Origin of the sequence: Actinosynnema sp. ALI-1.44 (assembly GCF_001984155.1) — a bacterium.
Lineage (GTDB): Bacteria > Actinomycetota > Actinomycetes > Mycobacteriales > Pseudonocardiaceae > Kibdelosporangium.
The window spans coordinates 294520-307876 of the sequence record NZ_MTQO01000045.1 but is presented as its reverse complement, the minus strand read 5'-3'; the positions used below and the strand labels follow the sequence as shown (position 1 = coordinate 307876).

At 67.9% G+C, this 13357-nt stretch carries 13 protein-coding genes and 2 pseudogenes; 7 read left to right on the top strand and 8 right to left on the bottom strand.

Going from position 1 to position 13357, the window contains the following annotated elements; genetic code table 11:
• Positions 1-129: 129 nt before the first annotated feature.
• From ALI144C_RS22060 to ALI144C_RS22045, 4 genes are all read right to left on the bottom strand, one after another.
• Entirely contained in the window at positions 130-513 is a 384-nt protein-coding gene (locus ALI144C_RS22060; protein ID WP_076989009.1) for a DUF3037 domain-containing protein, read from the bottom strand.
• Positions 497-1258 carry a HipA family kinase gene (locus ALI144C_RS22055; RefSeq protein ID WP_237774255.1) on the bottom strand — a complete coding sequence of 254 codons (762 nt, stop codon included), beginning with the start codon at positions 1256-1258 and terminating at the stop codon, positions 497-499. The genes ALI144C_RS22060 and ALI144C_RS22055 overlap by 17 nt, the downstream gene beginning before the upstream one ends.
• A gap of 162 nt (positions 1259-1420) precedes the next feature.
• The gene (locus ALI144C_RS22050; protein ID WP_237774254.1) at positions 1421-2437 is read right to left on the bottom strand and encodes a methyltransferase; all 1017 of its coding nucleotides are present in this window, start codon (positions 2435-2437) and stop codon (positions 1421-1423) included.
• A gap of 42 nt (positions 2438-2479) precedes the next feature.
• On the bottom strand, positions 2480-4018 hold the full coding sequence (locus ALI144C_RS22045; RefSeq protein WP_076989007.1) for a carboxylesterase/lipase family protein: 1539 nt from the start codon (positions 4016-4018) through the stop codon (positions 2480-2482).
• A gap of 195 nt (positions 4019-4213) precedes the next feature.
• Between ALI144C_RS22045 and ALI144C_RS22040 the strand changes: the two genes are divergently transcribed.
• Positions 4214-4924, top strand: a complete 711-nt coding sequence (locus ALI144C_RS22040; protein WP_076989006.1) for a class I SAM-dependent methyltransferase — start codon at positions 4214-4216, stop codon at positions 4922-4924.
• A 6-nt stretch (positions 4925-4930) separates the two neighbouring features.
• Here the strand turns inward: ALI144C_RS22040 and ALI144C_RS22035 are convergent, their stop codons facing one another.
• Positions 4931-5662, bottom strand: a complete 732-nt coding sequence (locus ALI144C_RS22035; protein WP_143230779.1) for a class I SAM-dependent methyltransferase — start codon at positions 5660-5662, stop codon at positions 4931-4933.
• A 71-nt stretch (positions 5663-5733) separates the two neighbouring features.
• On the opposite strand from ALI144C_RS22035, the gene ALI144C_RS22030 reads away from it, so the two are divergent.
• The 3 genes and pseudogenes from ALI144C_RS22030 to ALI144C_RS57610 form a co-directional block, all read left to right on the top strand.
• Entirely contained in the window at positions 5734-6093 is a 360-nt protein-coding gene (locus ALI144C_RS22030) for a nuclear transport factor 2 family protein (RefSeq protein WP_076989005.1), read from the top strand.
• Between the two features lie 91 nt (positions 6094-6184).
• Positions 6185-6653, top strand: a pseudogene (locus ALI144C_RS57615) (transposase); the annotation flags it as partial.
• Positions 6654-6844: 191 nt separating this feature from the next.
• Positions 6845-7052: pseudogene (locus ALI144C_RS57610) on the top strand (transposase); the annotation flags it as partial.
• 116 nt (positions 7053-7168) lie between these two features.
• Here the strand turns inward: ALI144C_RS57610 and ALI144C_RS22020 are convergent.
• The gene (locus ALI144C_RS22020; protein WP_076989003.1) at positions 7169-8101 is read right to left on the bottom strand and encodes an RNA polymerase subunit sigma-70; all 933 of its coding nucleotides are present in this window, start codon (positions 8099-8101) and stop codon (positions 7169-7171) included.
• Positions 8098-8505 carry a VOC family protein gene (locus tag ALI144C_RS22015; protein WP_076989002.1) on the bottom strand — a complete coding sequence of 136 codons (408 nt, stop codon included), beginning with the start codon at positions 8503-8505 and terminating at the stop codon, positions 8098-8100. The genes ALI144C_RS22020 and ALI144C_RS22015 overlap by 4 nt, the downstream gene beginning before the upstream one ends.
• A 102-nt stretch (positions 8506-8607) precedes the next feature.
• Between ALI144C_RS22015 and dinB the strand changes: the two genes are divergently transcribed.
• The 3 genes from dinB to ALI144C_RS22000 all read left to right on the top strand — a co-directional run bounded on the left by dinB (position 8608) and on the right by ALI144C_RS22000 (position 12478).
• Positions 8608-9798 (top strand): DNA polymerase IV, encoded by a 1191-nt coding sequence (gene dinB, locus ALI144C_RS22010; RefSeq protein ID WP_076989001.1) that lies wholly within the window; start codon positions 8608-8610, stop codon positions 9796-9798.
• Positions 9799-9848: 50 nt separating this feature from the next.
• Positions 9849-10784: a sigma-70 family RNA polymerase sigma factor gene (locus tag ALI144C_RS22005; RefSeq protein WP_076989000.1), complete on the top strand. Its 936-nt coding sequence runs from the start codon at positions 9849-9851 to the stop codon at positions 10782-10784.
• Positions 10785-10876: 92 nt separating this feature from the next.
• Positions 10877-12478 carry an alpha/beta fold hydrolase gene (locus ALI144C_RS22000; protein WP_076988999.1) on the top strand — a complete coding sequence of 534 codons (1602 nt, stop codon included), beginning with the start codon at positions 10877-10879 and terminating at the stop codon, positions 12476-12478.
• 19 nt (positions 12479-12497) lie between these two features.
• Here ALI144C_RS22000 and ALI144C_RS21995 read toward each other — a convergent pair whose 3' ends face one another.
• A complete protein-coding gene (locus tag ALI144C_RS21995; protein WP_076989158.1) occupies positions 12498-13322 on the bottom strand; it encodes a helix-turn-helix transcriptional regulator in 825 nt (274 codons plus the stop codon).
• Between the last annotated feature and the right edge of the window lie 35 nt (positions 13323-13357).

Genomic DNA, 13357 nt, shown 5'->3' with positions numbered 1-13357 from the left:
CGACAGGCAGTAGCCGTCGCGCCGGCAGGGAACCCCTGAGCATGGGAGGGCATCTCTGGCCAGATGAACTCCTCGGCGCGCTCATCGACTACCCGGTTCGATGAGCGCGCACAAACGTCCCCGGCCCGGTCAGCCGGGCGGGAGGACCAGACCGCGCCAGAGCCGGTCGAGATCGTCGTCGGGGTTCTCGGTGCGTCCGGTGTGGGTGGGGGAGGTCTGCAGCAGGGTGCTGCGGGGAGCGGTGAGCCAGCGGAAACGCTGGCCGAGGGAGGTGTCCCGGACCTGGGCGGCGGTGGACCCGTCGCAGGCGCCGCACCACAGCCGAAGGCTGTCAGCGAGCAGTTCCATGTCGATCCCCGGGTCGAGGACATGCAAGCGCGCCTCGTCGACATGGGTCCTGCAGCGCAGGTAGTCCAGCGACGAGCAGTACAGCAGCACGCCGACGTTCATGAACTCGCCGCGTTCCTGGCGGGGCACAGCGCGCAGCAGCGCGTACTCAAACACGTGCGACACGGGCGGCCTCCAGTTCCTGCACCCACTGGTCCGAGTTCGCCAGCCGTGACTCGAAGAATGCCAGGTACGCGGCGCGCGCCTGGTCGGGGCCGAACACGCCGTCAGAGGTGAGCCAGTCGTCCGGAACGAGCGCGAGAACCTCCTCGAGGACACCGGTGGGCACGGTCTCGGCGGTGATGGGGCCCGCGGCGGGCAGCATGACGTGGTCGTCGACGTCGAACCGGTAGGTCGACGCGGGTCGCCACCCTGGCCGGAAGTTGTGGTGGAAGTACAACGCGGCACCGTGGTCGATGAGCCAGACGTTCTTGTGCCACAACAGCAGATTCGGGTTGCGCCAACTGCGGTCGACGTTGAGCGTCAACGCGTCGAACCACACGAGCCGTGCCGCCAGCTCCGGCCCGGGATCGCGGACGACGGGGTTGAAGTCGAACGAGCCGGGCAGGTAGTCGAAACCGAGGTTGAGGCCACCGCTGGTGGCCAGCAACTCCTGGACCTCCTGGTCCGGCTCGGACCGGGCCAGCGCGGGATCGAGCCGGACGAACACCGTGTCCGGAACGCGGAAACCGAGCCGCCTGGCCAGTTCGCCGACGATGAGCTCGGCGGCCAGCGCCTTCAACCCGTGCCCGGCGCCCCGGAACTTGAGCACGTACATCCCGAGGTCGTCAGCCTCGATCAAGCCCGGCAGCGAACCGCCCTCCCGCAAGGGGGTGACGTACCGGGTCGCCTCGACAGTACGAAGGTCCACACCGGAATCATGCTGGACAGCGAAAACACCCGGCTGACCGGCCATGGTGCCGGGCACGCGCGATCCGGGCCCGGGCGGCCACGGCCCCCCGATATCCAGCGTATCGGGGGGTGCCGACGGTGGCGCGTGGCTGAAGCCCGACTGGCTTCGGTTGTCCACAGGTTATTGGTTGTCCACAGGAGTTGGGCTGAACTCGAGGGCGGTCCGGCCGTCGGAGACCTGGGTCGTGGCGGTGAGGTGCAAGCCGCAGCCGGTGGCGAGGGCGATGAGCTCGTCGACTGTGCGTTCGTGTCCGTTGAAGCACATCAGCATGAACAGGTCCATGCCTGTGCTGGTGCCGCTGCCCAGTATCGGCTCGATGACCACCACTGTGCCGTCGGGCTCGGCGGCGCGGCGGCATTCGGTGAGGATTCTGCGGGAGTGGTCGTCGTCCCAGTCGTGCAGGATGTCGGACAGCACGTAGGCGTCGGCTCCTGCGGGGATGGGGTCGAAGAAGCTGCCGGGGACGGCGCCCGCGCGGTCGGCGAGGCCGGCAGCCGTGAACCGTTCGACGGCCGCGGCCGCAGATGGGGCGAGGTCCAGTACCCGGCCTCGGAGGGTGGGGTGGGCGCGGAGGACGGCTTCGAGCACGGTTCCGTTGCCGCCGCCGACGTCGAGGATCTCCGGGAACCGGCTCCAGTCGAGGCGTTCGGCGATCTGGGCGACCTGGTCGCGGAACCGCCAGCTCATCTGCTCGTCGAACGACCGCCGCAGCTTCGGGTCGGCGTCGATGTCCGTCCAGAAGTCGCGCCCGTAGCGGTGCACGTACGCGGAGGTGCCGGTGGTGACTGTTTCGAGCAGATCCACGAAGGCGAGTTCGGCGCGCCCGCCCGCGCAGGCCATGTCCAGCAGGATCTTGAAGCCCTGGGGAGCGTCCTGGCCCATCTGGGCGCCGAGATCCGTGGGACGGTAGTGCCCGGAGTCCGGGTCGAAGGCGAAGGCGCCGATCGTGACCAGGTGATCGAGCAGGCGCCGGAGCACCGGTTCCCGGGTGCCGGTCTTGGCAGCGAGCTGCCCGGCCGTCGCACCGGCGCTTCCGGCGTGTTCTACCAAGCTGAGCGTGGCGGCCACCCGGATGGACATGGGGGTGGCCAGGTCGGCCATCGCGAGAATGGACTGTGCCGCTGGTGGTGAATTCACTCGGCCAAGGCTATCCATGCCGACCTGACCTCCCCATCCGTTTTACCTCATCGCCGACCAGAACCCGCAGTTGTGCTCAGTGGACACATCGACCTGCTTGATGGCGTTGGGCGCCAACGACTGTGCTGTGACAGCCCGGTCGCTGTACCGGTAGGCGGGCCACTCGGGCAGACCCCGGCCGTTGGGATTCCCCGTCGCCGCGAACCGCGTCCAGTATCCGACCATCTGCTTGGCGAGCTTCTGCTGGTCGGCGTTCAGCTCGAACGGCGGGACGTCGAACAGGTACGCGACTTCCGACGAGTGGAAGGCGCCCGGTGGGAAGCCGGGCGGGAACAGCGGACCGAAGAAACCCACAGGCGCTGTGCGGTCGGCGAACTCGTAGGTGTACGTCGCCGTCTTGCGGGCCAGCAGCCGGTCGTCCGCGAGCTGGTTGCACGCCCACGCGCCATCGGTCAGGACCGCGCCGTACGCCACGCGCGGCGACTCATACGCGGAAGCCGGGTACGCGGCCTCGATCTTGGCGGCTTTGTCATCACCGTAAGCGGTCTTCAGCAGGCCCGTGTAGTCGAACGGTTCCTGGACGGTCGCGGCGGTCAGCCTGCCTTCATCACGGGTGTTGCCCCAGATCACCGGTACCCGGTTGAACCGGCCGGAACGCAGCGCGTCGACCGGGTGGATCGGCAGCACCTGGTTGCCGACCACGATCGGGGTCGTGCCACGGTCGATCGCGGTGAACGCCGACGCGGGCAACCGGCGCAGACAGGCGACATCCGAGCAGCCGAGCTGCTTGCTCAGCGCGAGCGCGTCCGCTTCCGCCTTGGCCTTCGTGATCCACGGGGAACTGGCCGGGAAACCGTGGATCACGCCGTTGTTCGGCCACGTCATGGAGCAGCCGCCGCTTTGCGCGATCGCCTTGTCGAACAGGCCACGCGAGAGCGGTGAGGTGACATTCGCGCACACGTCGAACGCGCCGCCGGACTCACCGAAGATGGTGACGTTGTGCGGGTCACCGCCGAACGACGCCGCGTTGCGCTTCACCCAGCGAAGGGCCGCCTGCTGGTCCTCGATGCCGTACGCGCCCGAGCCGGGCATGTCCGGGTGGCCGAGGAAGCCGAAGATCCCGAGCCGGTAGTTGAAGGTCACGACGACCACGTCACCCTGCACGGCCAGCCGCCGGGCACCGAACCCCTCACCGGACAGGTAGCTGTTGCCGCCGCCGTGGATCCACACCATGACGGGCTTGCGTCCGTGCCGGGACGGCGTGGTGACGTTCAGGTACAGACAGTCCTCGTTGGTGCTGGGCTGGCCGCCTCCGCCCGCTTGGGCGCACGCGGCACCCGGCTTGGTCGCGTCACGGGGCGTGGTCCACGGCGTGACGGATTGTGGCGACCGCCAACGCCGGTCACCCACGGGCGGCGCGGCGTAAGGGATGCCTTGATACAGCTGGTGGTCGGTCGCGACCGTGCCACGCACGGGGCCCGCGTCGGTCCACACCAGTCCGTCCTGGCCTGCGTCGGCCACCCCTGCCAGGCCCGCCAGCAGGCCCGTGGCCGCCAGTAGCGTCACCAGTCGTTTGCGCATGGTGCTGTTGATCCCTTCAGTCTGCGGGAGCCGAGCTGGTCGCTGGCTCACTGGAGCGTCGAACCGGTGACCCCCGGATCGACACGTCTCGGCGAAATTTTTCGCAGCGGGCCTTCTGCGCTCTTTCGTCAGTGTCCTGCCGGAACGCCGATAACACGTGGCCCGTGCCGCAAGTCCGGACCTAAGGTTGCCCCAATGGATCCCACGACCGTTGCCGTTCCCCACACGCTCGCCAACCTGAAGCCGCTGCTGCCCACGTCGCCAGCTCGAATCCTGGAGGTCGGGTGCGGTCGCGGCGCGCTGGCCGCAGCCCTGGTCGACCTGGGCTACGACGTCACCGGAGTGGACCGCAACGTTGAGATGGCCGCCGCGGCAAGCGAACGCGGCGTGTCCGTCATCCACGCCGACTTACATGACGTCACCGGTGAGTACGACGTTGTGCTGTTCACGCGCTCGCTGCACCACGCCGACGACCTGGACGACATCCTCGCCCACGCCGCCACGCTGCTCGTTGCTGGCGGGCAGATCATCATCGAGGAGTTCGCCTGGGAACTGGTGGACCACGCGGCCGCCGACTTCCTCTACGACAACCGCGCACTGCTCGACGCCGCCGGAATGCTGGACGTCGAAAACCCCACGGACAACCTGCTGGACGCGTGGGTCGCCGGTCACGACTTCCTGCACCGGGGCTCCGCCATGCTGGCCGCACTGACTCGTGCCGGTTTGGACCTGACCACAGTGGCCACGAGCATGCTGTGGCGTCTGCTCGACGGCCGCGGTGGTTCCTGGGCCGAGCCGGCGTCCCGCATCTCCGACGTCCTCGACACCATCCGCCGAGCTGAGGAACGCCGCATCGCCGCGGGCACACTCCCGTCGGTCGGCGTCCTCGCGTCCATCCGGCGGTAATCCCGCCTATTCGGCGTGCAGGACGAAGAACAGGAAGCTCGGGAACGTGTCGAGGAGGTAGAAGTCGTCCGGGAACAGCTCGCGGGCGGCAGGCACCGGATGCGGTTCGTCGATGACGGAGATCCGGAAACCGGCCGCCGTGAAAGCGTCGGTCATCGCGTGCAGAGGCCGGTTGCAAAAGGTCACCTGAGCGGTCTGGCCGCCCATGGTCCAGTCCTCGGTCCACGTGTACCGCTCGAAGTAGTCGGGCCGGGGCCCGGTCTGCCGGTGCATGAGGTTGACCATGAACGGGTGGTTGACCGAGACGATGAGCCGTCCGCCTGTCCGTAACACCCGCCGCATCTCGGCGAGCGTCGAGCCCCAGTCCGGCAAGTAGTGCAGCACAAGGGACGCGATGACGTCGTCGAACGAGTCGTCGGCGAAGGGCAGCGGGTCGGCGAGGTCGGCGACCCGCAGGTCCGCGTCGGCGCCGAGCCGCAGCCGGGCCTGCGCCAACATCCCGGCGCTGAGGTCGATACCGCTCACGACGGCACCCCGATCCCGCAGCGCCGCGAACAGGGGACCCGAACCGCAGCCGGCGTCGAGAATCCGCCGACCGGCGACATCCCCGGCGAGAGCCAGAGTCGCGGGCCGTTCGTAATAGGCGTTGATGAGGCTGGTCTCGTTCTCGGCCGTGTACCCCTCGGCCATGCTGTCGTAGCTGGTGGATGCGGCTGCGTCCTGGGAAGCGTGAGACATGAACCCCATCGTGGCACGGGTGGCCGGTCCGATGATCGTCGCGCTGGACAAGGCGGGAAGAATGAGCCGACGTGACCGAACTCAGCCCGGCCGAAGTCATACGACGACATGTGGCAGCCTTCAACGCGCGGGACCTCGACGCCCTGATGGCAGGCTTCACCGACGACGCCGCATGGGTCACCGGGGTGACGGCACTGCGGGGCCGCGACGAACTGACCGTGCTCTTCCGTGATGCCATGACACAACTCCTGCCGTCGCTGACAATCGACACTTTGCTCGCTGACGGGAACCGCGTCGCCTGCCAGCTCACCGAGACCCTCACCGCGAACGGTGAAAGACACACCTTTCCCCTGGCGGGCTTCTACCAGATCCGCGGTGGACGGATAGCCACAGCGAAGATCTACCGCGAGGGAACCGCGGACCTACCTTGACCTCCTTGCCGTTGTGGTGGGACTGTTTCAAGATCGGTGTTTCTGGCCCGACACGCCGGGGTGATCTCGGCGGGATGGGGCACGGTGTGTGATGACACTGGATGGTGTGACTCCACGATCGACAGGTAAGAAGATGGCCGGGAAGCCGCGGTCGGCGCAGGAGGAGCTGGCGGCCTCGCTGATCGAGCAGGCCCGCGCGCAGGGGCTGGCGTTGACCGGCCCGGATGGGCTGCTCAAGCAGCTGACCAAGACGGTGCTGGAGGCCGCGCTGAACGCGGAGATGACCGAGCACCTCGGCCACGAGAAGCACCACGCCGAGCCCGGGCGGGAGGGCTCGAACGTGCGTAACGGCACCCGGGCCAAGACGGTGGTGTCCGACGCGGTGGAGATCGCGGTGCCGCGGGACCGGGAGGCGAGTTTCGAGCCGGTGATCGTTCGCAAGCGGCAGCGTCGGCTGGGCAGTGTGGACGAGGTCGTGTTGTCGTTGTATGCCAAGGGATCGACCCTTTGGTGAGATCTCGGCGCACTTCAGCGAGATCTATGGTGCGCCGATGTCGAAAGGACGGTGTCGCGGACCGGCCGGCGTACGCGGCGATCGTGTGACGTCGGAAGGGGGATGTGCTCGGGCAGGGTGGTGAGGGTGCGAAGGTTGGATGCATGCGTTGGTGGAATTGAAGAACCATGGTCTGTGTGATGCGGTGGTTCGGTCGTGGGGCAACGAAATGAGCGGAGTTCATCACATTCGGAGTGCGATGTGGAGATCGGACGGGTGTTGTGTTCCATGAACGCGATGGAGTCGATGAACGCGCGGTACCGTCCTGCGGCCCGGGGCGCGTGGGCATTTCCTGACCGAGCAGGCGGCGTTGAAATGTCTGTATCTGGTCAGCAAGGGCCTGGCCCCGATCGGTACCGGGCAGGCCCGGTGGACGATGCGGTGGAAGCACGCGTTGAACGCGTTCCTGCGTCGTGGACTCTTGGCAGAGAGTGGTGGGCAGTGGGGTGGCGGTTGGCGGGATAGTGGTGGGAAAGGAGGGCGGGTGGTATCTGCTTGGTGGCGCGGAGCGCTCAGCGGTGGTCATAGGGTTTCCGGGAGGTCGAAGTGTTTGACCATTTCTGGGCCGAAGGTGGTGATTTCGGCGATGAGGCCGTTCTGGATCCACAGGACGTCGATTTTGAACGCGCGGAACACTGTGTCGCCTGGGCGACGCAGGTAGCTTGCGGCCGTGGGCATGCGGTTGGCTCGGGTGGGCATCAGGCGCCAATCGCCGTCGCGGTCTGGGCCGAAGGCGCGCTGCAGCAGCGAGGCGATCGCGCCGACTCCGTCGTAGCGGGCAGGCAACGGCGGCATGGTGACGCGGATGTCCTTCGCGGACAGTGCCACCGCTGTCTCGGCGTCGAGGCGTTCGTGCGCGTCGATGAACTGGGCGAGGAGGGTTCGTTCCTCTTCGCTCAAGTCGGACTTCGACCACTCCGCGCGCTCCCGCGGCAGGTGCTCCTGCATGGTGGCCCTGGCCCGTTGTAAGGCGCTGTTGGCGGCAGCGACGCTGGTGTCCAGTAAGGCCGCGGTCTCCTTGGCCGACCAGTCCAGCACGTCCCGCGCGATGAACGTGGCCCGCTGGCGGGCGGGCAGTGCCTGCATGGCAGCGATGTACATCAGCTCGATGGTTTCCCGGTCCACCGCGGCGGTGTCCGGCTCGTCCGCTTCCGGAGCGACCTCGTTGAGCAGGGCATCCGGGTACGGCTGCAGCCACGGCACCTCGGCGAACGAGTTGACGACCGTGACCCGTCTGGAGCGTCGCCGGATCACGTCGAGACACGTGTTGGTGGCGATCTTGTACAGCCAGGCACGGAAATGCTCGCTGCCGTCGAACTTGTCCTTGCCGCGGAAGGCCCGCAGGAACGTCTCCTGCACGGCGTCCTCGGCGTCGTCGAACGACGCCAGCATCCGGTAGCAGTGCACGTGCAGCTCGCGGCGGTGCCGCTCGAAGTCGGCGCCGGAGGGGATCACTGGGTCCGCCCGGATTCCTGCACGATCCAGTTGTTGCCGTCAGGGTCCTTGAACGAGAAGAACGTACCGAAGTCGACGCGCTCGGGGTGGTGGCCCGGCGTCGGCACGCCGTCCTTGTACCAGTGGATCTCTTCGACATCCACCCCGCGGCCCTTGGCCTCGGCGTACGCGACGTCGATGTCGTTCACCACGACCTGCAGGCCCATCATGTGCCCGGCCCACTCCTCGTTGTGCATCAGCGTGATCGAGCACTTCGAGCCGGGCGGGGTCAGCTGCACCACGCGGAACGACTCGCCCGCGCTGAAGTCCACGTCCAGTGTGAACCCGGCGTGGTCCATGTAGAACCGCTTGGCGCGGTCCACATCGGTCACCGGGACGATGACGACTTCGAGCTTCCAGTCCATGGTGGTGCCTCCTCGGGCGGTTCGTTTCGGTCGATCTATCACATGAAACGTCTGCCGCCGGAAAACTCATCGGTGTCTCGACGAGTTTGAATATGCGAACATGTGTTCGTGACGGGCGCCACCATACTGCACGCTGATCTGGACGCGTTCTACGCTGCGGTCGAGCAGCGCGACGACCCCCGGTTGCGCGGGAGGCCGGTGATCGTGGGCGGCGGTGTCGTGCTCGCGGCCAGCTACGAGGCCAAAAGGCGGGGTGTCGTCACGGCCATGGGCGGCGGCCGGGCCTTGCGGCTGTGCCCGGAGGCGATCGTCGTGCCGCCGCGGATGTCGGCGTACGCGCAGGCCAGCAAGGCCGTGTTCGAGGTCTTCCGGAACACGACGCCGCTGGTGGAGGGCCTGTCGATCGACGAGGCCTTCCTGGACGTCGGCGGCCTCGGCCGGATCGCGGGTACCCCGGCCGACATCGCCGCGAAGCTGCGCGAGGACGTCCGCGAGCAGGTCGGGTTGCCGATCACGGTCGGGGTGGCGCGGACGAAGTTCCTGGCCAAAGTGGCCAGTGGGGTGGCCAAACCGGACGGCCTGCTGGTCGTCCCGCCCGACCGGGAGCTGGCGTTCCTGCACCCGCTCGCGGTCGAGCGGTTGTGGGGCGTCGGCAAGGTGACCGCGGCGAAGCTGCGTGACCACGGCATCACCAAGGTCGGTGACGTGGCCGACCTGCCCAAGTCCATGCTGGTTTCGATGCTCGGCCGCGCACTGGGCCGTCATCTGCACGCGCTCGCTCACAACTACGACCCTCGCCCGGTGCACGTCGGACGCCGTCGTCGCTCAATGGGGGCGCAGCGTGCGTCTCGCGCGCTGACAACCCCCGAGGACATCGACGCCACGGTTGTCGCGTTGGTCGATCGAGTCACCCGACGGCTACGCGCGGCCGGACGCGTCGGCCGTACGGTCGTCTTGCGCATGCGGTTCGCGGCCTTCACGAGAGCGACGCGGTCCCATACGCTGCCGCACCCGACGTCGTCGACCGACGAGATCCTGACCGCGTTGCGGGTCCTGGTCACGAAGGCGATGCCGGTGATCGACAGCGCCGGTTTGACGTTGATCGGGATCTCGGTCGGCAACCTGGACGACGACGACTCCGTGCAGCTGATGCTGCCGTTCGACGAAGGCGTCCACAGCGCGCTGGACACCGTCCTGGACACAGTGCACGACAAGTTCGGCTCGTCGTCGGTCACCCGGGCTGTGCTGCTCGGCCGGGACCCTGGAATATCCGTGCCACTTCTTCCGGAGTGAGCCGATGAGTTTCACGCGTGAGCCGGATCGGTACCTGTGGAGGGAGTGTGATGACGAGTACTGAGGACTTCACGCGGCTCGCCGATCCGTACCGGCGCGAGCTGCTGGTGCACTGCTACCGGATGCTGGGGTCGGTGCACGACGCGGAGGACACGGTGCAGGAGACGTACCTGCAGGCATGGCGTGCCTACGACGGCTTCGAAGGCCGGTCGTCGTTGCGCACGTGGCTCTACCGGATCGCCACCCGGGCGTGTCTGAAGGCGCTGGAGAGGGGCAGACGCAGGCCGTTGCCGCACGGCCTCGGTGGCCCGCCGGGCGACCCGGCCGAGCCGCTGGCCGAGCCGAGCGGCGAGATCCTCTGGCTCGAACCGTTCCCGACACCGGCGCAGGCCGTGGACGAACGGCAGACCACCCGGCTGGCCCTGATCGCGGCGCTGCAGCACCTGCAGCCGCGGCAGCGGGCGGTGCTGATCATGCGTGACGTGCTGATGTGGCGCGCCAATGAGGTGGCGGATCTGCTGGACATCAGCACGGCGGCGGTGAACAGCCTGCTGCAGCGGGCGCGGGCGCACGTCGGCGACCTGTCACAGGACGACGTGGTCGAACCGGCCGACCCGATCGCGATATCCACGGTCGAGCGGTTGATGAAGGCGTTCGAGAATTCCGACAACGCCGGGCTTATGCGGTTGCTCACGGATGACGCCGTTTGGGAGATGCCGCCTATTCCGACGTGGTTCACCGGTCCGGGTGACATCGGGCGATTTTTGGCCAGCCTGTGGTGCGTCGCGCCGGAGAACGTCAAGTTCGTCCGGACAACGGCGAATGACCAGCCTGCCATAGCGTGGTGGCAGCGTCACCACGAGGGCGGCCCCTACCAGGCACATTGCATCCAGGTGCTGACCGTGACGGCACGCGGCATCATTCATGCGGTCTCGTTCATGGATCCGTCTCTGTTTCCGGTTTTCGGGCTTCCACCGACGAAATGAGACACAAACTTTCGGGTGGTTCACTTTCCACCCCCGGCGGTGCAGAATCCGTTGTCTTGACGATGACCAGGGGGACGAGAGGGACTGCGAACGTGAAGAGAATCGTGGTGACGGTTGTCGCCGCCGGTCTCGTGCTGTCCGGCGCGACGACGGCGGCGTCGGCCGCGCCGGGCGGCTCGGCACCGGCCGGCTTCGAGCCGAAGCCGATCCCGTTCGGCAAGTGCGAGAGCACGAGCCTGCAGCGGGCCGGTGCCGAGTGCGGTGTGCTCGAAGTGCCGCTGGACTACGCGAAACCGGGCGGCACCAAGATAAAGATCGCCGTTTCGCGCATCAGGCACAAGGTGGCCGACGACAAGTTCCAGGGCATCATGCTGGTCAACCCGGGCGGACCGGGCGCATCGGGCCTCGGCCTGTCGCGGCTGGGCCAGCTCGTGCCGGACAAGGCCGGCGAGGCCTACGACTGGATCGGCTTCGACCCGCGTGGCGTCGGCAAGAGCGAGCCGCGGGTTTCCTGCGACGGTGACTACTTCGGGTACAACCGGCCGTTCTACGTTCCGGTCAGCGGCGAGTTGGAGCGGGCTTGGCTGGCCAAGGCCAAGGGCTACGCCGACGCGTGCAAGGCCAAGAACGGCGAGGTGCTCGAACACCTCAAGACGACCGACAACGCCGCCGACATGGAGAGCATCCGCAAGGCGCTCGGTCAGCAGCAGATCAACTACTACGGCTTCTCCTACGGCACCTACCTCGGTCAGGTGTACAGCTCGCTGCACCACGAGCGGGTGCGTCGGATGGTCTTCGACGGCACGGTCGACCCGCGTGGCATCTGGTACGACGCGAACCTCAACCAGGACGTCGCGTTCGACCGCAACATCAAGGTCTACTTCGACTGGATCGCCCGCAACGACGCCACCTACAAGCTGGGCACCACGGCCAAGCAGGTGGAGAAGCTCTACTACACCAAGCTGGACGAGCTGCGCCGCGAGCCCGCCGACGGCATCATCGGCCCCGACGAGTGGACCGACGCGTTCCTGCAGGCCGGGTACTACGTCTTCGGCTGGACCGACATCGCGGCCGCGTTCGCCGCGTACGTCCACAAGGGTGACGCCAAGCCGATCAAGGACCTCTACGACGCCTCCAACGGTCAGGGCCCTGGTACCGACAACGGCTACGCGGTCTACCTCGGCACCCAGTGCACGGACGTGCAATGGCCGAAGAGCTGGAACAAGTGGCGGATCGACAACTGGATCACGTTCGCCAGGGCGCCGTTCGAGACGTGGGGCAACGCGTGGTTCAACGCGCCGTGCCTGAACTGGGGCGCCAAGGCGGGCAAGCCGGTGCGGATCGACGGGCGCAAGGTGTCCAGCCTGCTGATCATCAACGAGACGCTGGACGCGGCGACGCCGTACGAAGGCGCGCTCGAGGTGCGTAACCGTTACCCGAACTCGGCTTTGATCGAGGGCGTCGGCGGTACCACGCACTCCGGTTCGCTCAAGGGTGTCGCTTGCACGGACGGCGCGATCGCCGACTACCTGGCGTCCGGCAAGCTCCCGGACCGCAAGCCGGGTCGCCGGTCGGACGCGCAGTGCGACCCGGTGCCACAGCCGGAAGCGACCGCGCCCACGGCGAAGTCGGCACAGTCACAGTCCGCGGAGGACTCCGCCGGGGTGGCCGCTCGTCAGCTCGTTCGGCGCTGATCGACCCCGTTGGCCCGTCTCACGTCGCGAGGCGGGCCAACGCGGTAGCGCTCGGGCTGCCCGGTTCCGCGGTGAACATCACCAGTTGCAGGTCGGAGCCGGGCAGCAGCAGCGTCTGGCAGTCCAGGTCCAGCTCACCCAGTTCGGCGTGACGCAAGCGCTTGCGCAGCGTCGCGATGGGGCGCACGTCGTGTTCGCGCCATCCCGCGGCGAAGTCCGCGCTGTGCGCGGCGAACTCGTTGACCAGTTCGGCCAGGACGCGGTCGCCCGGATAACGAGCGCTGACCGCACGTAGCCGGGCGGCGGACTGCCGGGCGAATTCGCTCTCCGCGCCCGGCGGCGCCGTGCAGACGGTGCCGCCCAGTCGGATGGACAGCCGCACGGTGTTGCGCTCTTCGGCGGGCAGCAGCCCGAACTCGATGATCAGCGCGGCGGCTGCGTCGTTCCACGCCACGACGTCCTGCCGCTCGTCGACCAGGTACGCGGGGATCGACCCGAGCCGGTCAAGCAGTTGACGGGCGTCGGCGGGGACCGGCTCGCGGTCATTGTCCGTGGCTGCGTTGTCCGTGGCTGGGGGAACCTGCCCGGCCAGCCTTGCCAGGTGTTCGCGTTCCGTGGCGGTCAGGCGCAGGGCCCTGCCCAGCGCGGCCAGCACCTCCGGGGACGGGCGCGGCGCGCGGGCCTGCTCCAGCCGTTCGTAGTAGTTGACCGACATCCCGGCCAGCTCGGCCACCTCTTCGCGGCGCAGCCCGGGAGTGCGCCGGGCACGACGGCCTGGCGGCCGGTCCGTGCGCAGCGCCTCCCGCCTGCGGCGCAGGAAGTCGGCCAGTTCGCCTCTGCTCACCCCACGATGGTGGCACGACGCCACCGGGCGTAGCC

Coding starts and splice junctions, on each gene's coding strand:
- ALI144C_RS22045 (WP_076989007.1), bottom strand. CDS start 4,018: ATGCGCAAACGACTGGTGACGCTACTGGCGGCCACGGGCCTGCTGGCG.
- ALI144C_RS22040 (WP_076989006.1), top strand. CDS start 4,214: ATGGATCCCACGACCGTTGCCGTTCCCCACACGCTCGCCAACCTGAAG.
- ALI144C_RS22035 (WP_143230779.1), bottom strand. CDS start 5,662: ATGTCTCACGCTTCCCAGGACGCAGCCGCATCCACCAGCTACGACAGC.
- ALI144C_RS22015 (WP_076989002.1), bottom strand. CDS start 8,505: ATGGACTGGAAGCTCGAAGTCGTCATCGTCCCGGTGACCGATGTGGAC.
- ALI144C_RS22005 (WP_076989000.1), top strand. CDS start 9,849: ATGACGAGTACTGAGGACTTCACGCGGCTCGCCGATCCGTACCGGCGC.